Origin of the sequence: Flavobacterium orientale, from assembly GCF_014638005.1 — a bacterium.
GTDB classification, from domain to species: domain Bacteria; phylum Bacteroidota; class Bacteroidia; order Flavobacteriales; family Flavobacteriaceae; genus Flavobacterium; species Flavobacterium orientale.
In genome coordinates this window covers 143,812-167,768 of record NZ_BMFG01000002.1, presented here as the reverse complement: position 1 = coordinate 167,768, position 23,957 = coordinate 143,812, and the positions used below count along the sequence as shown (strand labels likewise).

19 protein-coding genes are annotated in these 23,957 nt (G+C 37.0%); 6 read left to right on the top strand and 13 right to left on the bottom strand.

Features of this window, described 5'->3' with window-relative positions; all coding sequences use genetic code 11:
* Window positions 1-200: 200 nt before the first annotated feature.
* Window positions 201-2,618 (top strand): RemA C-terminal-like gliding motility protein, encoded by a 2,418-nt coding sequence (locus IEV15_RS03275; RefSeq protein WP_188361077.1) that lies wholly within the window; start codon window positions 201-203, stop codon window positions 2,616-2,618.
* Between the two features lie 49 nt (window positions 2,619-2,667).
* On the opposite strand, the gene IEV15_RS03270 is transcribed toward IEV15_RS03275, so the two are convergent.
* From IEV15_RS03270 to IEV15_RS03210, 13 genes are all read right to left on the bottom strand, one after another.
* Entirely contained in the window at window positions 2,668-3,825 is a 1,158-nt protein-coding gene (locus tag IEV15_RS03270; protein ID WP_188361076.1) for a beta-ketoacyl synthase N-terminal-like domain-containing protein, read from the bottom strand.
* Window positions 3,826-3,848: 23 nt separating this feature from the next.
* The gene (gene bioA, locus IEV15_RS03265) at window positions 3,849-5,114 is read right to left on the bottom strand and encodes an adenosylmethionine--8-amino-7-oxononanoate transaminase (RefSeq protein ID WP_188361075.1); all 1,266 of its coding nucleotides are present in this window, start codon (window positions 5,112-5,114) and stop codon (window positions 3,849-3,851) included.
* A gap of 17 nt (window positions 5,115-5,131) precedes the next feature.
* Complete coding sequence (gene bioD, locus IEV15_RS03260) at window positions 5,132-5,752, bottom strand: dethiobiotin synthase (RefSeq protein ID WP_188361074.1); 621 nt, start codon at window positions 5,750-5,752, stop codon at window positions 5,132-5,134.
* A gap of 37 nt (window positions 5,753-5,789) precedes the next feature.
* Window positions 5,790-6,179 (bottom strand): GxxExxY protein, encoded by a 390-nt coding sequence (locus IEV15_RS03255; protein ID WP_188361073.1) that lies wholly within the window; start codon window positions 6,177-6,179, stop codon window positions 5,790-5,792.
* A gap of 41 nt (window positions 6,180-6,220) precedes the next feature.
* Window positions 6,221-7,414, bottom strand: coding sequence for an aminotransferase class I/II-fold pyridoxal phosphate-dependent enzyme (locus IEV15_RS03250; RefSeq protein ID WP_188361072.1), 1,194 nt, complete (start codon window positions 7,412-7,414; stop codon window positions 6,221-6,223).
* Between the two features lie 93 nt (window positions 7,415-7,507).
* A complete protein-coding gene (locus tag IEV15_RS03245) occupies window positions 7,508-8,011 on the bottom strand; it encodes a hypothetical protein (RefSeq protein WP_188361071.1) in 504 nt (167 codons plus the stop codon).
* Window positions 8,012-8,076: 65 nt separating this feature from the next.
* Window positions 8,077-8,355 (bottom strand): FoF1 ATP synthase subunit delta/epsilon, encoded by a 279-nt coding sequence (locus IEV15_RS03240; protein WP_188361070.1) that lies wholly within the window; start codon window positions 8,353-8,355, stop codon window positions 8,077-8,079.
* Between the two features lie 75 nt (window positions 8,356-8,430).
* Window positions 8,431-9,942: a F0F1 ATP synthase subunit beta gene (gene atpD / locus IEV15_RS03235; RefSeq protein WP_188361069.1), complete on the bottom strand. Its 1,512-nt coding sequence runs from the start codon at window positions 9,940-9,942 to the stop codon at window positions 8,431-8,433.
* A gap of 217 nt (window positions 9,943-10,159) precedes the next feature.
* A complete protein-coding gene (locus IEV15_RS03230) occupies window positions 10,160-11,698 on the bottom strand; it encodes an SGNH/GDSL hydrolase family protein (protein ID WP_188361068.1) in 1,539 nt (512 codons plus the stop codon).
* Window positions 11,699-11,729: 31 nt separating this feature from the next.
* The gene (locus tag IEV15_RS03225) at window positions 11,730-14,534 is read right to left on the bottom strand and encodes a carboxypeptidase-like regulatory domain-containing protein (protein ID WP_188361067.1); all 2,805 of its coding nucleotides are present in this window, start codon (window positions 14,532-14,534) and stop codon (window positions 11,730-11,732) included.
* Between the two features lie 293 nt (window positions 14,535-14,827).
* Entirely contained in the window at window positions 14,828-16,675 is a 1,848-nt protein-coding gene (gene glmS, locus IEV15_RS03220; protein ID WP_188361066.1) for a glutamine--fructose-6-phosphate transaminase (isomerizing), read from the bottom strand.
* Between the two features lie 6 nt (window positions 16,676-16,681).
* Window positions 16,682-18,271: a BamH family beta-barrel-assembly machinery protein gene (bamH, locus tag IEV15_RS03215; protein WP_188361065.1), complete on the bottom strand. Its 1,590-nt coding sequence runs from the start codon at window positions 18,269-18,271 to the stop codon at window positions 16,682-16,684.
* Between the two features lie 14 nt (window positions 18,272-18,285).
* The gene (locus IEV15_RS03210; RefSeq protein WP_188361064.1) at window positions 18,286-19,095 is read right to left on the bottom strand and encodes a glycogen/starch synthase; all 810 of its coding nucleotides are present in this window, start codon (window positions 19,093-19,095) and stop codon (window positions 18,286-18,288) included.
* A 106-nt stretch (window positions 19,096-19,201) separates the two neighbouring features.
* On the opposite strand from IEV15_RS03210, the gene panC reads away from it, so the two are divergent.
* From panC to radA, 5 genes are read left to right on the top strand one after another with little or no spacing between them, the layout of a single operon-like run.
* The gene (gene panC, locus IEV15_RS03205) at window positions 19,202-20,050 is read left to right on the top strand and encodes a pantoate--beta-alanine ligase (protein WP_188361063.1); all 849 of its coding nucleotides are present in this window, start codon (window positions 19,202-19,204) and stop codon (window positions 20,048-20,050) included.
* Window positions 20,051-20,063: 13 nt separating this feature from the next.
* On the top strand, window positions 20,064-20,414 hold the full coding sequence (panD, locus tag IEV15_RS03200) for an aspartate 1-decarboxylase (protein WP_188361062.1): 351 nt from the start codon (window positions 20,064-20,066) through the stop codon (window positions 20,412-20,414).
* A gap of 4 nt (window positions 20,415-20,418) precedes the next feature.
* On the top strand, window positions 20,419-21,387 hold the full coding sequence (locus IEV15_RS03195) for a lysylphosphatidylglycerol synthase transmembrane domain-containing protein (RefSeq protein ID WP_188361061.1): 969 nt from the start codon (window positions 20,419-20,421) through the stop codon (window positions 21,385-21,387).
* A 56-nt stretch (window positions 21,388-21,443) separates the two neighbouring features.
* Window positions 21,444-22,589 (top strand): alpha/beta hydrolase, encoded by a 1,146-nt coding sequence (locus IEV15_RS03190; RefSeq protein WP_188361344.1) that lies wholly within the window; start codon window positions 21,444-21,446, stop codon window positions 22,587-22,589.
* Between the two features lie 5 nt (window positions 22,590-22,594).
* A complete protein-coding gene (gene radA / locus IEV15_RS03185) occupies window positions 22,595-23,956 on the top strand; it encodes a DNA repair protein RadA (RefSeq protein WP_188361060.1) in 1,362 nt (453 codons plus the stop codon).
* Window position 23,957 lies beyond the last annotated feature (1 nt).

The window sequence follows — 23,957 nt, the reverse complement described above, 5'->3', positions numbered from 1 at the left end:
GTGATTTGCAATATACTATACATATTCTTACGCTACATAACACAACTTCTTACATTTTATAAACACTAGTGTTTACGAGGCCTCATCGATAAAGTGTACACTTTTATCGATTAAGTGTAATATTTTATCGATAAAGTGTATTTATATTAATTTTTTTTGTACTATTGTACTGTCTATTAACCCTAAATCTAAAATGAACCATGCGTACAAAATTTGTATTCCTGTTTCTGCTGGTCGCAACCGGCAGTCTTTTTTCGCAAGTCTCAGGCGATTATCGAACAAGTGGCAACACTAATCTTAACACAAATGCCGGCTGGCAAGTGTATAATGGAACTACGTGGGCGGCAGCAACTGTTTCACCTTATGCTGCTTCTTTTACCAACACCAATACCATTACCATTTTAAACCACACCGTTTCCACTGCTGCAAATGGCTCGATTTCTCCCGCTAATTTGATAATTAACGGCACCTTAAACATTAGTCATTCCGGAACAAGCCCCTACCTCAACACCGGAAACACAACCATTAATGGAAATAGCGGTACTTTAAACATCAGCAACAATCGAAGAATTAACGTTCAAGGTAATGTAATCGTCAATAGTGGCGGTACATTTAGCGTAGGAAATGGTAATAGTGATTCTGCAATTATTGTTGTATATGGTAATTATACCAATGACGGTACAACCAAATTTGGTATGGCAGAAGTAGCCATTGTTGGCAATTTAAATTCCAATACCGCTTCGCAAATACAAAACAATGGTAACCTAATCGTAGGTGGTGACATTATCGGTATCTTTATCAATCAAGGATCAGGAGGTCAATTTTACTTTTTAGATCCAAATGCAACCATTAATATCACCATTCAAGGGGGTAACAGTAATGTAACGCCTATCAATGGTTTCCCTGCCAATTACACCAATCTGGTAGAAGAAGTGTTTGGCACTTGCCTTTCCTTATTAACTACCACTTGGGATGGAAGTGCTTGGTCTAAAGGACTGCCCAACAATGCTAAAACAATCGAAATTGCAGGACCTTATACTGGTGCTAGTTTTGATGCGTGTAAACTGATTGTTACTGCCTCAGGCTCGCTAACTATTGCTGACGGAAACTTTGTAAACGTAAGACATGATATTGTAAACAACGGAACAATAACCATTCAGAATGGTGGTAGCTTAGTGCAAATAGAAGAAGATGCCACTTATACCGGCAACAACCTGCAAATGACAAGAGTTACCCGCACGATGAAAGGCTTGGATTATGTGTATTGGGGCAGCCCGGTACAAGAAAACGTAACCAGTCAAATACCGGCAGATTTTGATCGTAAATACGTTTGGAATTTGAATGGAACTATGGACGGCAGCTGGGTAAATCTTGCCACTACAACACCCGGGCGAGGTTTTATAACACGAGTAAAGAACATTGCTCCTTATAATGCAGCCGGCGGAACGTTATCGTTTACCTTCAACGGTAAGCCCAACAATGGTACCATTGCTGTGGCCGCTAACATCTTTGATGGTTCTTCAGATGTTTCCGGAAACACCATATTACTGGCAAACCCCTATCCTAGTGCTATTGATGCCACACGATTTCTTAGAAACTCCATAAATCAATCATTACAAATCAGTACGTTATACCTTTGGACATCCAACACACTTTATACAGGAGGGTCCTATTCACAATCCGATTATGCTTCTTGGAACCTAACCGGTAGTACTACAACTTCCACAACACCATTAGAAAACCTTAGACCAAATGGAAAAATTGCCGCAGGTCAGGGATTCTTTGCTAAACTATTTGTTGATGGCAATGTGCGTTTTGATAACAGTATGCGAATTTTGCAACAAAGCACAAGCAACACCACGTTTTATAGAACCGCTGTTGGAAACACCACACAATCCGATACCATATATGATTACCAATACCCCCCTTTAACTCAGGAATATGACAGGTACTGGATTAATATCAAAGGAGCCAACTCAAACATGTTTAGACAGCTTTTAGTGGGCTATATAGAAGGAGCATCCAATGATTTAGACCTAACGTATGATGCCATGACTTTTACAAGTAGCACAATCGATATCTATACTATCGTTGACGGTAAAAATGCAACCATACAAGGCAGGGCATTACCCTTTACCAATCAAGATGTTGTGACTTTAGGCTATAAAGTGCCCACGGCAGGAACTTACACCTTTGAACTCGACAGTGCAGAAGGACTTTTTGATACCAACCAAGCTATCTATATCAAAGATACCACTACTGAAACCTATCACAATTTAAAAGAGGGTCCATTTACATTTACATCGATAGCGGGTACTTTTAATGAGCGTTTCCAAGTTCATTATATCAACCCCCTTTTAAGTGTAAATAATCCTGTATTTAATGAAGAAAGTGTCGTGATTTATGGTTCTAATAAAACCATTACAGCGGCATCAACAGCTGCTACTATTACCGGAATAGAAATTTATGATGTTTTAGGTAAACGAATTTACTTCAACACAACACTTGACACGTCGGAATTTGTAACCCACGCTTTCGATTTAAATGCTGCCTTTTTAATTGTAAAACTAACATTGGAAAACAATAAAACAGTAACCCGTAAAATTATTCTTCAATAGTTTACTGCTTGTTAATTAAGAAATACCGCTCTAGTAGCGGTATTTTTTTTTATGTTAAAGAGAGTAAGACACTCACGGCATTTCCACCAAAACCAACGGCATTAACTAGTACTTTCTGAATCGGTCTGTGCTGTTCTTGGTGCTTTAAAAAAGGGACTTGTATAAAGTGATTGTGTTGCATCATCAAAACGGCCATTTCGATACTTAATAATCCGGAAGCACCAAACGTGTGTCCTATTTTCCATTTGTTGTTGGTCAGCAAAGGTTTTTTTAATCCAAAAACAGCTTTGATAGCGTTGCTTTCACTAACATCCCCTTTCACCGTTCCCGGAGAATGGGTAACAATCACATCTATTTCTTCCGGACGAACTGTCCCCAATGCCATTTTCATAGAACGCTGAAAACACAACGCATCGGTTGAAATGGAAACACCGTGTTGCAAAACTTCAGTAGCATACCCAACTCCTTCAATATAAGCCAAAGCTTTTGCCTTTTCACCTACTTCCAAACAAGCTACAGCAGCACCTTCGCCCAAAACCATCGTGTTTTTTGTTTTGTCAAAATCAAACGTTCTACACGGATAATCAGCAAGCTCGGAAGCATAAATCTTCATGGCTCGCATTTGTGCAATGGTAAAGGGAGTCAAAGGAGCCTCACTTCCTCCCACTAAAAATTGGTGAGCCATTCCGCTTTTTAACCAAGCCACACCATTTAGTAACGCATGCAAAGCGGTGGAACAGGTAATGGAATGCGATATTTCAGGTCCTGTAGACTGCAAATCATGAGCCACCCAACTGGAAATATTTCCCAGAGTGGTCGTGGGCGATGCCAAAGTGGAAACCTTTCCGGTTTTTAAAAAATCTTCATGGTGGTTTTCAAATAACCGGGTGGCCCCTCTTGACGAACCGATATTGATGCCAAAATCAGAAGTAGCTGACCAATCCGTTTGAGCTACAGCAGCTCGAGCCGCTACAATAGCATACAAAACAGAAGCATCTAAAAACTTGTATTTCGAATCAGAATTTCGTAGTTGTTCCACTTCTGTAGTCAAAGCCTCAGGCAAAGCCGCAACTAAAGCCGAAGTATTTCCAATTCCTTTTTCAGAAATCAGCGATTCTTTTGCAAGGTAACTTTTCCAAAGGGCAGATTTTGTTTGACCTAATGGCGAAAAAGAAGCAAGTGATGTTATGGCAATTTTGGTGTGCAATAGTGTAGTTTTGGAATACAAATTTACACTATCTCCAAAGCTTTTGAAAGTGTTGTATAAATTATTTCCAATTGTTCATTGGAAGTTATAAATGGCGGTAAAATATAAACCACGTTACCAACCGGTCGGAGTATAATTCCTTGTTCAATAAAAAAATCATAGAGTTGGTTTCGCAATGATCCGTAATAGCTTTGGTCACCGGCGGATGCAATTTCCATAGCAAAGATAATCCCCAAAACGCGTGTGGTTTTTACTTTAGGATGTGCTTTAATTTGTTTTTGAAATGCTAAATGCTGTGCAGCAATTCGTTGTATGTTGCTTTGCATTTCCTCAGATTCCAATAAGGAAATAGCCGCCAAAGCCGCTGCACATCCGGTTGGATTTCCCGTGAATGTATGTCCGTGAAACAAAGCTTTATTGACATTTTCAGATAAAAACCTATCGAAAATTTGTTGTGAAAAACTCGTCACAGCCATAGGAATAGTTCCGCCGGTTAAGGCTTTTGACAAACAAATCATATCCGGTTGTTCGGTTAAATAATCACAAGCAAAGGTTTTTCCGGTTTTGCCAAATCCCGTCATGATTTCATCGGCAATGGTAAAAACCTTATTTTTTTTACATAGCCCTATCAATTTGTCCAATTCTGAGGCTTCATACATCACCATTCCCGCAGCTCCTTGAACAAGGGGTTCAAAGATAAAAGCTGCAAATTCATTGGTTTGAAGTAAGTCATTCAACACCGTCAAACTATCATTTTCTGCAGTCGGAATCGGAATTCGAACCACTTCCAGCATCGAGCCCTGAAAAGCTTCCGTGAAAAAACTAATGCCACTCGCGGCCATTGCTCCAAAGGTATCGCCGTGAAAACCATTTTCAAAAGCGATGATTTTGGTGCGTTTTTCTCCTTTATTATAGAAATACTGCAACGCGGCTTTAATAGCAATTTCTACTGCGGTGGAACCATTATCCGAATAAAACAACTTCTTTTGATTGGACGGTAACATAGCCAGTAACTTTTCCGCCAATTCAACTGCCGGTTTGTTAGTAAAACCACCAAACAAAACATGTTCTAAAGTAGTCAGCTGTTTGTAGATTGCCTGGGCCAGAACAGGGTTGGAATGCCCAAAAGGATTGACCCACCAACTGGAAATTGCATCGAGGTATTGTTTGCCGTTTTCATCCCATAGATAAACACCATCTCCTTTCACAATTGCCGGTAAAAGTCCGGTGGTTTGATGTTGGGTATAAGGGTGCCAATTATAAAGTTGATCTTTTTGGGAGAGCGTCATAGTAGATTGTTGGATTGTTAGATTAGGCTGATAAGGTTCTCTTTGAATTTTTCGGCATAATACGAAATTACATTTTGATCAAAATAGGGTTCGTTGTCAATTCTTCCTAAAAATTTGATGCCGGTTTTGGATAAAATAATGGATTCCGTTCCTTGGTTTTCATCTCCGGAAAACAGGATGCCTCCAATATTTATTTTTCTGTTTTGCAACGCTTCAATGGTCAACAAAGTGTGATTGATACTTCCCAAATAATGTCGGGAAACTACAATTACTTTGTAATCGGTTTGAATCAAATCCATTACCGTCTCCGTTTGATTGATAGGCACAAAAATACCACCGGCTCCTTCAATGACCAAATGGTTTTTGGTTTGGGGTGCTTGTATGTTTTTTATGGTAATGGAAATTCCGTCAATTGCGGCTGCGTAATGCGGACTGGCGGGAGTTTGCAATGCATAGTTATTGTTGTGTATGACTGATTTGGAATTGGACAAGAGCGATTTGACTTTGTCTTTATCTGAAAAATCCAATTCACCGGCTTGGATAGGTTTCCAATAATCGGCTTGTAAAGCTTCGGAAATGATAGCGGAGGCGATGGTTTTGCCTACGTCGGTACCAATTCCGGTAATAAATAATTTCATATTTTTAGCCACGGATAAAACGGATTTCAACGGATTATCACTGATTTTTTCTGTTATTTGTATAAATTATTCTCTTAAACTCTTTTTCTTCACCAAAGTTTAATAACATACCCACTTCAATTGGTGTGGCTTTCAAATAATTCATTATTTGTGCTATATGTACATTCATTAAAAGTTCAGTTGCTTTTAATTCCACGATTACTTTGTCTTCAACTAATAAATCGGAATAATACTCTCCAACAAGATTGTTTTTATAATACACTTTAATTTGTTTTTGAGCTTCAACTTTATAACCTAGCGATGTCAATTCTATAAACATTGCATTTTGATATACTTTTTCAAGAAAACCATATCCCAATTCATTATAAACGTTGTAATAAGACTTTATAATTGCATCGGTAATAGATTTGTGTAATAAATTTGTCATGTCATCCGTGTAAATCTGTTAAAATCCGTTTTATCCGTGGCTTAAAACACAAAAATACTCAACAATTTTAAAACTTTAGAAATTTCTTCTTGCGAATTATAAGAATGCAAACAAAATCTTAAGCGTTCTTGACCTAGCGGAACTGTTGGCGAGAGTATAGCTTTAACATTAAACCCTTTTTCTTGTAATTGACTTGCGACTAATCTTACTTTTTCATTTCCGGTTAATATGACGGATTGAATCGCCGAAGTGGATGGAATAGTAACAATAGTAGATTGGAGTTTTTCATTAAAATAAGCTATGTTTTCAAAAAGCAATGCTCTTTCTTTTTGACTTTTAGCAAGCTGTTGATAGGCAACCCAAATCGTAGCCACCGCATGAGGTGACAAACCCGTGGTATAAATAAAGCTACGGGCAAAATTGATGAGGTACTTTTTTAATTCCTGACTACCTAAAACAGCAGCTCCATGACATCCTAAGGCTTTACCAAAAGTCACGATTCGAGCAAATACTTTGTCTTGAAGTTGTAAGTTTTGAACCAAACCTTCCCCATTTTCCCCAAAAACACCTAAGGCATGAGCTTCGTCAATCACTAAATAAGCGTTGTACTTTTCAGTTAATGCAACTAGTTTTTCCAAATCCGGCGAATCGCCATCCATGGAAAAAATGGATTCGGTGACAATATACACCGTTGTCTGTTGTCCGTTGTCTGTTGTCCGTTGTCTGTTGTCCGTTGTCTGTTTTTTGTTTTCGGTTGATGTGCTGAACTTAGTGAGTAAGTTTTCTAAATCGGTTAAATCGTTATGATTGAATTTATAGGATTTGGCTAAACTCATTTGAATTCCATCGCGAATGGATGCATGACACAATTCGTCGTATAAAATAATATCGTTACGTTGTGGTACGGAGCTAAAAAACCCTAGGTTGGCATCATAACCGGAATTAAAAATGAGTGCCGCTTCGATTTGGTGAAATTGAGCGATGTATGCTTCGGTTTCTGAATATAAAGCATGATTCCCGGAAAGCAATCTTGATCCGGTGGCTCCGTTGCTTTTTAAATTTCTCTCAAGTAATAACGCATGTGTTTGATGAAAAATTTCCTCATTCTTCGCAAATCCTAAATAATCATTGGAAGAAAAATCAATACAACCATTTTTGGAGGCAAGTTTCCGAAGCGAGTCATTTTGCTCCCGAAGGGTAAGTTTTTGTGCTAATGAATTTGGAAATGGCTTCATGATACAAATATACTAAGTTAAAGCAAATCTAGACCTAACCAATCTGCCGGCAATAAGTTTGAAGATAAAAGCGGGAAATAGCTTTTGGAAAAATTACTGACTATTAGATTTATCAACCCATTTAAAATTTCCTTTTTGTGTAGCATCAAGAAGATCGATGTCAAGTATGTTAGAAAATTTCAATCCGCAATCGAAAGCAATTTCAAAATGTTTAAACAAAGCTAGTTTTATATGTTTATTTTTTTTGTACCATAAATTGATCTCAAATTGTTTACTTGAAGGATTAAGAAATACGGAAATATATTTTAAATCAGTAATCTTATAAGAATAATGGTTTATAGCTCCTACCGAATATTGAATTTTAATTACTTTTTTTTCTGATTCAAACAATATAGTTCTAGTGCTTGAGAACATGGTGCCACTATTAAATAACAGCAATCCTAAAAGCAATAATTCGTTTCCTACTGCAATCCATCTTATGGTCCAATAATGAAAAACCAAATAAAAAACATAAACAGAAGATGTATAAAGAAGTGCCCCGACAATTACAGACCAAATGGGTTTCTTTTCGATGCTTATAGTTCTATAGCTTTCCATTAATCAAATATAAAAAAAAGTCACACATTGCTGTATGACTTTAAAGTATTTTATAAAAATGTAATTTAATCTACTAAAACAATAGCTTTATTGTTATTCATTTCAAGCGTTCCCGAATTGATTGCCAAGCTATAAGTAGCACCTTGTTGACTGAATTTAGCAGCAACATCTTTAGAAAAGCTTACATTATTTCCTTCAAACCTCACGGTTCCTTTTCCTAAAGAAGAAACTATAGCAGCGTGATTGTTCAACATTTGAAATTCTCCATTAGTTCCCGGAACGGTTACTGAGATTACTTCGCCTTTGAATAAAACTGCCTCGGGTGATATTATTTCTAAAATCATTTTTTCAGTGATTAGTGATTAGTAATTAGTAATTAGCCCTATGTGAATACTGCCAACTACCAACTCCTGACTGGTTTACGCTTCTGCTAACATTTTTTGACCGGCTTCAATAGCATCTTCAATAGTTCCTTTCAAGTTGAAAGCCGCTTCAGGAAGGTGATCTAATTCTCCGTCAATAATCATATTAAATCCTTTGATGGTATCTTTGATATCTACTAAAACACCCGGGATACCTGTAAATTGTTCCGCAACGTGGAAAGGTTGTGACAAGAAACGTTGTACACGACGAGCTCTTGATACCGATAATTTATCTTCTTCAGACAATTCCTCCATACCTAAGATGGCGATAATGTCTTGTAATTGTTTGTATTTTTGAAGAATTTCTTTTACGCGTTGTGCACAATCATAATGCTCATCACCTAAGATATCAGCAGTTAAAATTCTTGAAGTAGAATCCAATGGATCCACTGCAGGATAAATACCTAACTCCGCAATTTTACGCGACAATACGGTTGTTGCATCTAAGTGAGCAAACGTTGTTGCAGGAGCCGGTTCAGTTAAGTCATCCGCAGGTACGTAAACCGCTTGTACAGAAGTAATCGAACCTTTTTTAGTTGACGTAATACGCTCTTGCATCGCTCCCATTTCTGTAGCTAATGTTGGTTGGTAACCTACGGCAGATGGCATACGACCTAAAAGAGCCGATACCTCAGAACCTGCTTGTGTAAAACGGAAAATGTTATCTACGAAGAAAAGTACGTCTTTCCCTTGGTCTGAACCTGCACCATCACGGAAATATTCAGCGATAGAAAGTCCTGATAAAGCCACACGAGCACGAGCTCCCGGCGGTTCATTCATCTGACCGAATACGAAAGTAGCTTTAGACTCTCTCATCCCCAATTTATCCACTTTATTCAAATCCCATCCTCCATTTTCCATAGAGTGCATGAAATCATCACCATATTTTATAATTCCTGACTCTAACATCTCACGAAGTAAGTCATTCCCTTCACGTGTTCTTTCACCTACTCCTGCGAATACAGAAAGACCACCGTGACCTTTTGCAATATTGTTAATCAACTCTTGAATCAATACTGTTTTACCTACACCGGCACCACCAAACAAACCAATCTTACCCCCTTTTGCATAAGGCTCGATAAGGTCGATTACTTTAATACCTGTAAATAAAACTTCGGTAGAAGTTGATAATTGATCAAACTTTGGAGCCGGTCTGTGGATAGAAATTCCATCAGCACCTGCTTTTGGCAAATCACCTAAACCATCAATGGCATCACCAATTACATTAAAAAGTCTTCCGTAAACATCCGGACCAATTGGCATTTGAATTGGAGCACCTGTAGCTACCACTTCTGTTCCTCTGCTTAAACCGTCTGTAGAGTCCATAGAGATGGTTCTAACAGTGTCTTCACCAATGTGAGATTGTACTTCAAGAACTAACTTGGTACCATCTTGTTTAGTGATTTCAACAGAATCATAAATTTTTGGCAATTCGGCATCTTTAGCGTTAAACACTACATCTACTACCGGACCGATGATTTGGGAAACTTTTCCTATTACTTTTGACATTGCTTATGTATTTATTTAATAGCTATTTATGTTTATGGTAAACACCTCTTTTTTCAGAGTGCAAAGATAATTTTTAAAAATATAAAATCAATAGTAAATGCGTGTTTTTTTTAGGTTTTTTTGAATTATTCTAATCATAGACTCCTAACGCTTAAACAAAGTACATAAAAACAAAAAACCACCTTGATTAGAGGTGGTTTAAAATGGATTTTTTAAATTAATTTAAAATAGGAGGGTAATGAATTTGAAAATCTTTCATTTTATTCATTCGAAGCGTAGATCCATAGGTAGCATTAATTGCTTCCGTAAATTTGTTTGCAATATAGGCATTTCCACGAGCCGTAATGTGGATTCCGTCCAAGGAGAAAGCTCCTCCCGAAACAAATGCATTCGTCATGTGAAAGTTATCAAAACGAATTCCTGTAGTAGATAATTGAGTTAATATTGCAAAGGCATCAACAAAAGCCAAATTAGCTCCCTCTGCTGCATTTTTAATTATTGTATTGAAAGTAGCAGTGGCGGCAGCCAAATCTGCCTGTTCACTTGGCAACAACACCCATTTGTCTTCTAATGGAAAAGTTACACCATTAATTGAAAGCTGTCCTGCTGTAGCAGCCGGCACACCCATACCTACTAAGGTTGTAAATCTAGCCGTATTGAGTTGACCAATGATATTTGAAGAAGGTAATACAAATAAATCTTGATTTGTGGCTTGTCTACATTGTCCAAATTGACTGCCAAACAGAGCGGCAGTAACCGGATCTAAACCACCTCCTTGAAGAACGGCTGTAAGTTGAGCGGAAATATTTAATAACGATTCGTCATGGATCACCACGGGGCTATTGGAATTTGTGTTAAATTGAATAGAACGCTCAGGAACTCCTAAAAATGCAAAAGCCTGATTTAATTGAGCAAAAGTTGCATTCAATGTCGGTATCATTGGTCCGAATGATGGATTAGAAGGACTTAAAGGATTAAAAGGCACCACTTTAAAATGAGGAATAGTTTTTACATCGGGTATATTAGCTACAACACCTTTAGCACCAGCTGAAGTTAAAGTGGTAATTAATGTATTTATAGCAAAAGTAAAAGTAGCTTCATCAGTAATTGGATTTGTTCCATCGCCACCTGATAGAGCATAACCTAACACATCATTATTCCCAATCCACAGCGAAAAAAAGGTCGGATTTTGAGCCATAGCATCAGCTAAAACTGAGGTTCCCGGAGCGGATGCCATTCTTACAAAATAAGGATTTGCAGCTGCCGGCAGATTTGCGGGATTTCCATAACCCGGAGCTAATAAGTGAAAACTCTTGGCTCCCGGAACACCTAAATTATTAAAAGGCCCACTAACAACATTAAACGTTTCAGTTGAAGGGGTACCCCCAGGTAAAGGAATTGGAGCGGCACCGTTAAATATTAATCTGGGACCGAAAGATGCATTAGGCATGCCTCCAAAAAGCAAACCTCCTACGTTATCATTCATAAATGGAATCCTAAATTCTCCGCCACCGGCCAACTCAAATTGATCGGCGAGTAATTTAGCATAACTGTTTTCTTGACTTTTAATGAATAAAGCTCCATCGCTAAATCCCGCCGTTAATGAATTTCCCAAAGCAACATATTTTGAAAAATCGGCACTTCCTGCGGTTACAGGTGGTTCTTCAGGTAAAATACCCGAAATATCTTCTTCATCTGAATTACAAGCTACAAACCCTAAGGAAACTAATAGTAGCAATTTGAAATTTTTTATCATGGTTTCTTACTTTTTTAAAATTAAATACTTCTTATGGATTAATTGTCCATCCAATTAAATACTGTTGCCCAATTCTACCTGCACCAACAACTTGAAGATAATCATTACCTCCAATATTGGCTCCACTAAGTTTGAAAACTGATTTAATGGTAGGTACAGCATAGGTAATTTGTGCATCAAACACAGTTACTGCAGGTATCAAGCCATCTGCAAATGAAGATTGCCACAAATATTCGTCACTCCATCTTGCATTCACTCCAAAACCAAAGTTTTTAAATAGCTCCGTATTGCTTAAAGATGCTTTTACTCTGTGTTTAGGTGTATTGAAACCGGCAATAAATGAAGGATCTTTTGATTGATCAAACTCAAACTGAGCATGGTTATAATTCACCCCTACTTCATAATTACCAAATACTTTTTTAGATAGTCCTACACCAAATCCAAGTGAATTCACAGTTTCTGTTGTATTGGTGTATACTTGATATACTCTACGGTCACCATTAGCTAAGGCCTGTAATGATTGTTGTACTTCCGGATCAGTAAAATCGGTACCAACGGTTCCATAGTAAGGCTTAATAACACGAGATGTACTCATGAAATCATCATAAATGTTATAATAAGCATTCAAATCAACAGAAAGTCCATTTTCTAAAACCGATTTATAACCCACTTCGAAAGCTTTTACAAATTCCGGTTTAACTAAAGCGATATTGGCCACTTCCAAAACCCCTGGATTTTGAGTAGCAGCAAAAAGTGCTGCAGAGGAAGCTGTATATAAATTGTTGTTATAAGCATCTGCTCCGGTAAAAGTCACTGTTGGACCAACACCCGGAAATGTTTGACCTTGAGCACTAACGTTTAAAGTTTCAACATAGCGAGATAAATTGTCAGGAGTTGAACCAATTAAAGCAAATGGTCCTAAATCTAAACCAATATATTGATCTTGAGTTGTCGGATTTCTAAAACCGGTTTGAAAGGAAGCTCTAAAATTATGATTTTTAAGTTCCCCTGCTGAATAAACCAAAGAAACTCTTGGTGAAAACTGTCCATCAAAATTTTGAGATTTGTCATAACGAATAGATCCTGTAAATTTTAGGCGTTCCTCTGCTAAGAACTTCTTTTGAAGTTGTGTATAGGCTCCATATTCTTTGTATCTGATTGGCCCGTCGTAATCCGTAAAAATAGTTCCATCGGAATTTAATTCATACATTCTATAAGAACCTCCTACTTGAATTTCGGCAATATTTATAATTTCTTTAAAATTGTAATTTAAATCGGAATGATAAATTCTGGATTCATCTTTAAATTTTGCTCCTGTTCTTAAATCCGGATCTGCGGTTACAGCCTCCAACGCATTTTGGAATTCAGGAGTACCGGGCATAAATCTTGATGGAGAAGTAGATGGTGTTAAAATTCCTGTTAAAGCAGCTGGCACTTGGTTGTAGTCAGCAAAATTTCTAGCAATGCCGGATGCTGTAGTGGCATCTGCTCCTAAAAATATACTTGAATTTAAATAAGCAGTTGCATAATTTGTAAACCACTCTTGATCTGATTTCCAAGATCTGTTCACATTCCATGCGGCAAAACGCATGTCATAAGAATCACCAGCGTTTTCTGTGGTAATATAACCACGAACAAAGAAATTTCTATTTTTGATTTCTAATTTACTTTGTTGCATTCTAAAGTTTTCTAAACGATAGCGATTTGCTCCTTGGTAAACTGTATTTCCCAAACCAATTTTGTGGGTTGCAATAATCTCAAAATCATCATCCCAAGGTTTGATATGAATCGAAGCATCAAATTTTACATTTTCCAATTTATTATCGTTTAAATCTTGCTCTGCATAACCTGTTCTGGAAACTTGTCCCACGTTTGGTATAAACGTAGTAACCTCATCTCCATATATATTCAATCCATCATAATTTTGGTTGTTTGCATGACCAATAGTTCCGCCTGAAACACTTCTTTCATCAGCAGGAATCCATTCTGTTGCTCTTAGGTAAGTAAAATTAACTTTTGCAGCAAAATGTTTTGTGAAAGCATGAGCTGCTCTAATTCCAAAATCCCAATAATCATTATCGCCGGCAATTTTTTGAGACGTTTGTCCATATTTTGAATAAAAGCTTATTCCTTGATGTGTGAAAGGGCTTTTACTATTCATAAATAAAATACCATTGAAGGCATTAGCCCCATAAAGAGCCGATGAGGCTCCGGGTAATAATTCAACGCTTTGAACGTCTAGTTCAGAAAGTCCTATAAGGTTTCCTAATACAAAGTTCAACGCCGGAGAAGAGTTATCCATTCCGTCAACCAATTGCATAAAACGTGTATTAGCAACAGTTGCAAACCCTCTGGTATTTATTGATTTAAAGTTTAAACTACTAGTGTTAAAATGCACCTCTTTTAAATTTTCTAAACCATCATAATACGTTGCAGATGTTGTGTTTTTAATTTCCTGCAAAGTCATTCTTTCAATGGTTACAGGAGATTCTAGAATTCGCTCCGGTGTTCGAGAAGCAGACACCACAATCTCGTTTAATCGGGTTTCTTCTTCACTAAGTTGAGCAGCTACTTTTTGAGAACTGCTGGTAATGTTTACTTTTTGAGAAGCAAATCCAATACTTGATATCTCTATGACATAAGGTGGATTTTTTTGGGTTGACAAAGTAAAGTTACCGTCAAAGTCGGTAACTGTTCCTATGGCTTCGCCAACAATTTTAATACTTGCTCCAGGAATGGGTTGATTGGTTGCATCAACAACAGATCCTGAAATCGTACTTTGTGCAAATGAGACGCCACAAATAAACAATGACAGAATAAATAAATACACTTTCATAAGGTTGAAATTTTGTTAGTTTAAGATACCAAAGTACAAATAATTTTGATATTATTAAAAATGAGGGTGTTTTTTGTGATATTTAACACTAAAAGCGAGTTGAATTTGTGATTTTCGTAACGACAGTTATTGTGAAATATGTAACGAATGTAATAAAAAATCGAAAAATACTATGCGTTCATACTATTTTACAAATAATATTTACATTAATAACAAAAATTATCAATTTTTAAACAAAATAAAAAGAGCGAGAAAAAATTCTCGCTCTTGCTTATATTATCTGTCAAATTAGGTTATTCTACCGTAACTGATTTTGCTAAATTTCTGGGTTGATCTACATTGCATCCTCGTAACACTGCAATATGATAAGACAACAACTGCAAAGGTATTGTTGTTAACAACGGTGATAAAGCATCGGAGGTTTCCGGAATTTCAATCACGTGGTCGGCCAAAGCTTTTACTTGCGTATCTCCTTTTGTTACCACTGCAATAATTTTTCCGCTTCTGGATTTAATCTCCTGAATATTACTCACCACTTTGTCATAGTGTCCTTGTTTAGGTGCAATAACAATTACAGGCATGTGTTCATCAATTAAAGCAATCGGGCCGTGTTTCATTTCTGCAGCGGGATAACCTTCTGCATGAATATACGAAATCTCTTTTAGCTTCAAAGCTCCTTCTAAAGCAACGGGAAAGTTATAGCCTCTACCTAAATATAAACTGTTATTGGTATCTTTTATAATTTTTGCAATTTTTTCTACTTCATCATTGGTCTGCAATGCTTCTTGTACTTTATCCGGAATCAACTCCAATTCATTCAAATACCTGAAAAAATCAGATTTAGAAAGTGTTCCTTTTGCTTTAGCTAATCGTAACGCAATTAATGTAAGCACCGTGATTTGCGTAGTAAATGCCTTTGTTGAAGCTACTCCAATTTCCGGGCCTGCATGGGTGTAAGCTCCTGCATGCGTTTCTCTGGAAATAGAAGAACCAACCACATTACATACGCCAAAAACAAAAGCTCCTTTTTCTTTAGCTAATTTTATGGCTGCCAAAGTATCGGCCGTTTCTCCGGACTGCGATATGGCAATTACCACATCTTTTTGATTGACAATCGGATTTCTATAACGAAACTCTGAGGCATATTCCACCTCAACAGGAATTCTGGTAAATTCTTCAATAATATATTCAGCAACCAAACCGGCATGCCAGGAAGTACCACAAGCTACAATAAGTATTCTGTCGGCTTGAAGAAATTTTTCAATATTGTCTTCAATTCCGGCCATTTTAATTATTCCGGTGGTGGAAGAAAGACGTCCTCTGTACGTATCTTTAATTACATTAGGTTGTTCATAGATTTCTTTAAGCATAAAATGCTCGTAGCCTCCTTTTTCAATTTGCTCCAAGTTCATTTTTAATTCCTGAACATACGGATCAACTAAGGTATCGTCTTTTATCTTTCTAACTTTAATTGGTTTGTGCAAACGTACAATTGCCATTTCTTCATCTTCCAAATAAATGGCATTAGAAGTATATTCAATAAATGGGGAGGCATCAGAGGCAATAAAAAATTCATCTTCACCTATACCAATAGCCAAAGGACTACCTAATCTTGCTACAACAATTTCATCCGGTTTATCCACATCAAACACCGCAATTGCGTAGGCTCCAACCACTTGGTTTAAAGCAATTTGAACTGCCTTTCCAAGTTTCACTTTTTCTTGCTTTTGAACATCTTCTATCAGATTTACTAAAACCTCGGTATCCGTATCGGAATGAAACACATACCCACGTTTTGATAATTCCTTTTTTAAAGGCTCATAATTTTCTATAATTCCGTTATGTATAATAGCAATTTTACCGGAGTTTGATAAATGAGGATGTGAATTGACGTCGTTAGGAACACCATGTGTGGCCCAACGGGTATGACCCATGCCGATTGTTCCGTAAATAGTACCTTCTGCTTCCGCTTTAATTTCTAAGTCAGTAACTTTTCCTTTTGTTTTAGAAACTTTCAAATCAGTGCCATCATGCAACATAATTCCTGCACTGTCATATCCTCGATACTCTAAGCGTTTTAATCCTTTGATTACAACAGAATAAGCATCTCTTTTACCTATATAGCCTACAATTCCACACATAATATATTAATTAGGTTTTGTGTAAAATATTTCCAAACGTAATTTTTTATCGTCCGGCACTGAAGGATGGCTTCCATGAAGCACCGTGCCTAAAGGACTCATCACAGCTCCTGCTGAAACACTTTTTAGCAAATCCTCCGGCAAAGCATTTTTTCTACTATAATTTGTGGTCTGTCTGTAATCATCAGTCACCACTAAACCTAGCTTAACATTCGTTGAATCTCTACGAATGATATTGGCAATATGGTTGGTAATTCGAATTCTGTAAAAAACACCTCGCCCATCCTCAGTTGCCTCTTTTTGTATACTACCACCGTGTATAATCTTTCCTTCTTTTGGGTTTGTTGCATTAGTGGTTATATCGATGAAAAAATCAACCAAAGGTCGTTTATTATTCAAATCGTATAGAAAAACCCTATCCGGTTCCGGAGCACTACTCATGGTAGTATTTTCTATAAAGAACGTTAAGTTGGCATCATTGATCAACCATCTTTTGGCACGTAAATCTTCTAATTCTTCCGGTGTAAATAAATCAATTACTGTCATGGAGCCGGGACCTCCTTTAAGATACAAACTAGGGTCGCCGGTAGAAGTATTACTGCTGGCTAAAGCATTTTCATATGCAGGACTATTTGTTGTTTCCTGTAAACTAACGGTATTCCCAAGAAGATTAAGTTCAACCACTTTATCTACTCGGGTGGTCTCCTCTCCCGAAACAGCATCTTCTTTATACTTAATGGTAATTTTACCTTGTTTAAAATTTAATAACGCTAATGTATTAGATGCACCAAGTTCATCAATTTTAAAATACAACCCTCTAAAATAATTTTTAAAAAGATTGTTGTTCACCATATTTGACTTTCCTTGACTACTTAAAATCTTGGTCTTAAAAAAGTCTTTATTTAATTGTAAAACCATAGCCGGTGCCGAACGAGTAACGGTTTCATTTTCCTCATCATCTTCATCAACGGTAGTGACTACACGCTCCGCAGGATCAAAAAAGAACTCATCGTTTTGTGAAACAGCTTCATCGTCATTTAAACGATTCCCAACAATGTTAGCATCAAAATCTGCTTTTTGGTCGGTGAAATATTTTTGTGATTGCGTGAAATTGGAATCCGGATCTAAGTCTCTAAGAAAATAACCGTTTTCATAAACGTCCAATTTCATCTTAGATAACGCAGTACCATAGATAGATTCCAGTTCATAAGTACTTTCCCCATCATCATTGGTATCTGTTCTTGTACTAAAATAAGGGATGATTAATTCAACCGATTCAACTTCAATATTTTCTCCATAGGTTGGATTAATATTGGTTGAGCTTACTTCAAGTTGGGTTACAAAATGAGCAATCGTTTTGCCAAAAACGGGATTGTTGTAAACGCCCAAAGGATTTACATCCAAATTATTACTTTGCACCACACCTACTCGCTGATTGTAAGCGGTTAATGTAGCATCGCGATAAGCAAGTAAATCAAAATGATCATCTCCGATAATATCACCTCCAATGGTGTTAAAATCCTTGTCGCATGACGATAGGAAAGCAAGAAAAAAAACGGCAACTAGTGCGTTGTATAAATTTTTATGTGACAACATTCTAAATTTTAAAATTAGAGTAATACAGTATTTTTATAGAATTCGGTATACATTTCTGCAAAACGATCTTTCGATGCGAAAGGTAAAAAAGGTTTTTCTGATGATTCTATAAATTTTGTTAAACTTGAAGAAACGCCTTCTGATGCAATTATTACAGCGTCGGAGTGCATCACGGCTGTTTTAATTATGTTTTCATAATTAGGGGCTGCCAAAAATTGAGCGGCCTCTTTTGAAATGCCGTCAAATGCTACTTTATTGAGCAATTGCATGTCTAAATTACCGTCAAAAGATTGGCTATACACAGAAGTTACAATTTTTGTCTCAGCGAATAACGCTTCGTTTTTGTAATAATGTTTCAAGTAAAGTGGCAACAATGAAGCCAACCAACCGTGTACGTGAATAATATCCGGAACCCAATTTAATTTTTTTACAGTCTCAACAACTCCTTTGGCAAAGAAAATAGCTCGTTCGTCATTATCGGGAAATAAAACACCCAATTCATCGGTAAACGTTGCTTTTCTTTTGAAATAATCATCATTGTCAATGAAATAAACCTGAATTCGCTCTTTTGGAATGGAAGCTACCTTAATAATCAAAGGCATATCCAAATCATTAACAACCAAATTCATTCCTGATAGTCGGATTACTTCATGCAATTGATGTCTTCGCTCGTTAATGTTACCATATCTAGGCATAAAAATGCGTATCTGTCCTCCTTGATCATTAATCATTTTCGGCACGTCATACGACATATTGGAAACTTCATTTTCTGCTAAATAAGGCACCACCTCAGATGATACATACAATATCCTCTTGTCCTTCATAAGGTTTTGAACTTTTATGGGTTAGATTAAAAACATGCAAAATTACAAAAATTTATGGAGTTAATTACTAAAATAGTAAGTTTGCATCTTATTTAACTCAAAACAAATGCTCGTTTTTAAAAACAAAGCAGATTTAGCCACTCATTTAAAGCCCTTTTGGGCAGCACGCAAATCGATAGGTTTTGTTCCGACAATGGGAGCATTGCACCAAGGTCACCTGTCACTTTTAGATGCTGCTGCCAAAAACAATACAGTAACTGTAATCAGTATTTTTGTCAACCCCACACAATTCAACAACCCGGAAGATTTGGTAAAATATCCCCGCACTTTAGCAGCTGATATTCAAAAAATTGAAAAACAAAACCCTGCTGTTGTCATTTATGCACCGGAAGTTGCAGACCTCTATAGGCCTAATGAAAAAGCAGCTCCATTTTCTTTTGATGGTTTGGAGTTTCAAATGGAAGGCAAATTCAGACCCGGACATTTTGACGGGGTGGGCACTGTGGTAAAAAAACTTTTTGAAATCGTTCAACCGACCAATGCCTACTTTGGTGAAAAAGATTTCCAACAGTTGCAAATTGTCAAAAAATTGGTTTCAAAATATAAAATCCCTGTAAACATCGTGTCTTGCCCTATCCATCGCGAAGTAAATGGACTGGCAATGAGTTCGCGAAACGAACGCCTTTCTGACACAGAAAGGAAAGATGCTGCTCTGATTTACAAGACATTACAACAGGTAAAACTAAAGTTTGGCACGAAAAGTGCTAAAGAGGTTAGCGATTGGGTGACTAAAGTATTCCAAAACCACCAAACGTTCACCTTGGAATATTTTGAAATTGCAGATGAATCCACATTAAAAACCTGTTTTAGAAAATCAAAGAATAAAAAATACAGGGCTTTTATTGCTGTTTTTGTTAACAATATCCGATTGATAGATACGATTTCATTAAATTAATTACCTTTGCACCATGCAAATTCAAGTTGTTAAATCCAAGATTCACCGTGTGACGGTAACTGGTGCCGATTTAAATTATATCGGAAGTATTACTATTGACGAAGCCCTTATGGAAGCTTCCAATATCTTAGAAGGCGAAAAAGTAGCCATCGTAAACATCAACAATGGTGAGCGATTAGAAACTTATGTAATCAAAGGAAATAGAAATAGTGGAGAGATTACCCTTAACGGACCTGCAGCCCGCAAAGTTCAAAAAGGGGACATTATCATTATTATCTCTTACGGAATCCTTGATTTTGAAGAAGCCAAAACCTTCAAGCCTTCGTTAGTTTTCCCCAACGAAAAAGATAACTCTTTGACTTAGTCTGTTGAAAAAACAAATCAGTAAATGGCTTTCCATTGTGCTTCCAATTGCATTGGGAGTATTTTTAATTGTTTATACCTACAACAAATTTACACCGCAACAAATTGAGGAAATCAAATCTCAATTTCAAAATGCCAATTATTGGTACATTCTGATTTCCTTGTTTTTTGGAATGATGGCCTTATTTTCCAGAGCCTACCGATGGAGTTTCACGCTCCAACCTTTAGGTTATAAACCCAAACTAAGCTCCAACTTTATGGCAGTTTGTATTGCCTATTTTATGAACATGACCATTCCACGTTCCGGAGAGGTGAGTAGGGCATTAGTTTTAAAAAAATACGAAGACGTTCCGTTTGACAAAGCCTTCGGAACTATAATTGCTGAAAGAATTGTTGATTTTATATTCTTGTTGAGCTTTATCGCTTTGGCAATCGTACTTCAATATGATATTTTTAAAAAATTTGTTTTAGACCATCTTTCAGTAAAACAATTAGGACTGCTGGCTTTTGTGGCTTTAGCGTGTTTTAGCCTAGCATTGTGGCTTTATAAAAAATCAAACAACAAATGGATTCTCGCCCTGAAAGCTAAACTTGCAGGACTTGTGGAAGGCATTCAAAGTGTACTCACCATGAAAAAAAAGAGCTGGTTTATTTTCCACTCTCTTTTCATTTGGTTGTGCTACATCTTAATGTTTTATGTCACTATTTTTGCTTTACCCGAAACGTCCAATTTGAGTTTTAATGCTGTTTTGATGGCGTTTATTACAGGTGGCGTTGCCATAACAGTTACCAATAGCGGCTTTGGTGCCTACCCTTTTTTAATTTCTAAAATTTTATTGGTGTATGCCGTTCCCGAAACTGCCGGTAATGCTTTTGGTTGGATCGTTTGGACCTCGCAAACCCTAATGATTGTTGCCTTAGGACTCTTGTCTTTTTTAATCTTACCTATCCTGCATAAAAAACAAATAAATTAGTATCTTGCTGCTGCTTTAAAAATTATTTTTTAATCTCTAAACAGCAACGAGTCATGATGAAAAAAGCACTCATTTTTACTTTTTTAGCCGTAGTTTTTACTTCATTTGCACAAAAAAGTACCGAACAATTTACTTCAAAAAAATTAGGCGAAGACAGAGAAATTACTATCGTTGTTCCCAAATCCTATGGATTTGATAAAACTAAAAAATACCCGCTGCTCGTGTTGTTAGACGGTGACTATTTAGTAAACCCGTTTCAAGGAGCTTTGGACTTTTCAAATTATTGGGACGACATGCCCGAAGTTTTTATTGTGGCTATTTCACAAAATAAAAACAAAGAACGTTATGACGATTGTGAAGTTTCTATAGAAACCGGGCTTCCGGAAGAAAAAGGCAATCTTTTCTTTGAATTTATCGGTACGGAACTGGTTCCCTACATTGAAAAAAATTACCGAATCGCTCCCTTCAAAATAATTGCCGGTCATGACACAACTGCCGGTTTTTTGAATATTTATCTTTATAAAGAAACGCCTCTTTTTGATGCCTATATTTCTTTGAGCCCGGAACTTCCCATCGAAATGGAAAACCGCTTGCCGGAAAGAATCAACCAAATCACCAAACCCATATTTTACTACCATGCTACAGCCGATGGTGATTTGAAAAAAATGCAAACCCGCATTAAAAAATTAGATGAAGGTTTGTCTAAAATCACTAAAACGGGATTCAATTATAAATTTGATGATTTCAAAGGAGCATCTCATTATTCACTTGTGTTACACGCCATTCCCAATGCGTTATATCAATTTTTTGCCGTATACCAACCCATTACCAGTGTAGAATTTCAAGAAAAAATTGTCAAAATGGAAAGTGGTTATGTGACGTATTTGTCTGATAAATATGAAACGCTTGAAAAATCATTAAACATCAGTATGCCTATTCGTTTGAATGACTTTAAAGCGATTGAAGCCGCAATTTTGAGAAACAAAGCCTATAATGAATTTGATGAATTGTCCATTTTAGCCCGCAAACATTATCCAAAATCAATGTTGCCGGACTATCATTTGGCTTTGATGTTTGAGAAAAAAGAAGATTATAAAAGAGCTCAAAAATACTATATCAATGCCTTCAACAAAGAACCTATTGGCGATTTAAACAAAGACATGATGTTTGACAAATCAGAGGAAATGAAGAAAATGCAGTAATACTAATGGCAAAAATTAAAACGTCTTTCTTCTGTCAAAATTGCGGTACACAATTTTCTAAATGGCAAGGCCAATGTCATGCTTGTAGCGAATGGAATACCATTGTGGAAGAAGTCATTCAAAAAGAAGAAAAATCGGGTTGGAAACCTTCCTCCTCGGAAGTAAAAAAAGCTCCAAAACCACTTCGAATCAGCGATATCGACTCTTCTCAGGAAATTCGATTAGACACTACTGATGGTGAACTAAACCGAGTGTTAGGTGGCGGATTGGTTCCCGGTTCTTTAACGCTTTTGGGTGGCGAACCCGGCATTGGAAAAAGCACCTTGCTATTGCAAATATCCTTGAAACTACCGTTTAAAACCTTATATGTTTCGGGCGAAGAAAGTCAGAAACAAATAAAAATGCGAGCCGAACGGATTACACCCAACGGCGACAATTGTTATATTCTCACCGAAACTAAAACACAAAACATATTCAAACAAATTCAGGAAATGGAACCTGAAATTGTGATTATTGATTCCATTCAAACCTTACATACCGACTATATTGAATCCACTGCCGGAAGTATTTCACAAATTCGCGAATGCACGGCCGAACTTATCAAATTTGCGAAAGAAACGAATGTTCCCGTGCTTTTGATTGGTCATATTACAAAAGACGGAACCATCGCCGGACCTAAAATTCTGGAACACATGGTCGACACCGTGCTGCAATTTGAGGGCGATCGAAATCACGTGTACCGAATTCTTCGTTCGCTCAAAAACCGTTTTGGTTCTACGGCTGAAATTGGCATTTATGAAATGCAAGGTTCGGGATTGCGAGAAGTTGCCAATCCATCGGAAATACTGATTTCGCATAAAGACGAAGAACTTTCAGGTACTGCTATCGCATCAACATTGGAAGGAATGCGACCGTTGATGATTGAAATTCAAGCGTTAGTCAGCACCGCTGTTTACGGTACGCCGCAACGCAGCACAACCGGTTACAATGCCAAACGACTCAACATGATTTTAGCGGTTTTAGAAAAACGTGCCGGATTTCGTTTGGGAGCGAAAGACGTTTTTTTAAATGTGACAGGCGGCATTTCTGTGGATGATCCTGCGATTGATTTGGCAGTTGTTGCCGCTATTCTTTCTTCTAACGAAGATATTCCTGTTGGTAAAGATTTTTGCTTTGCGGGAGAAGTGGGATTAGCAGGAGAAATTCGCCCTGTTAACCGTGTAGAACAACGCATTTTGGAAGCGGAGAAATTAGGTTTTTCTACCATTTTTGTCTCGAAATACAATAAAATTTCGTTGAAAGACACGTTGATTCAAGTGAAATTAGTGGCGAAGATTGAAGATGTGGTAGGGGAATTGTTTGGTTAAA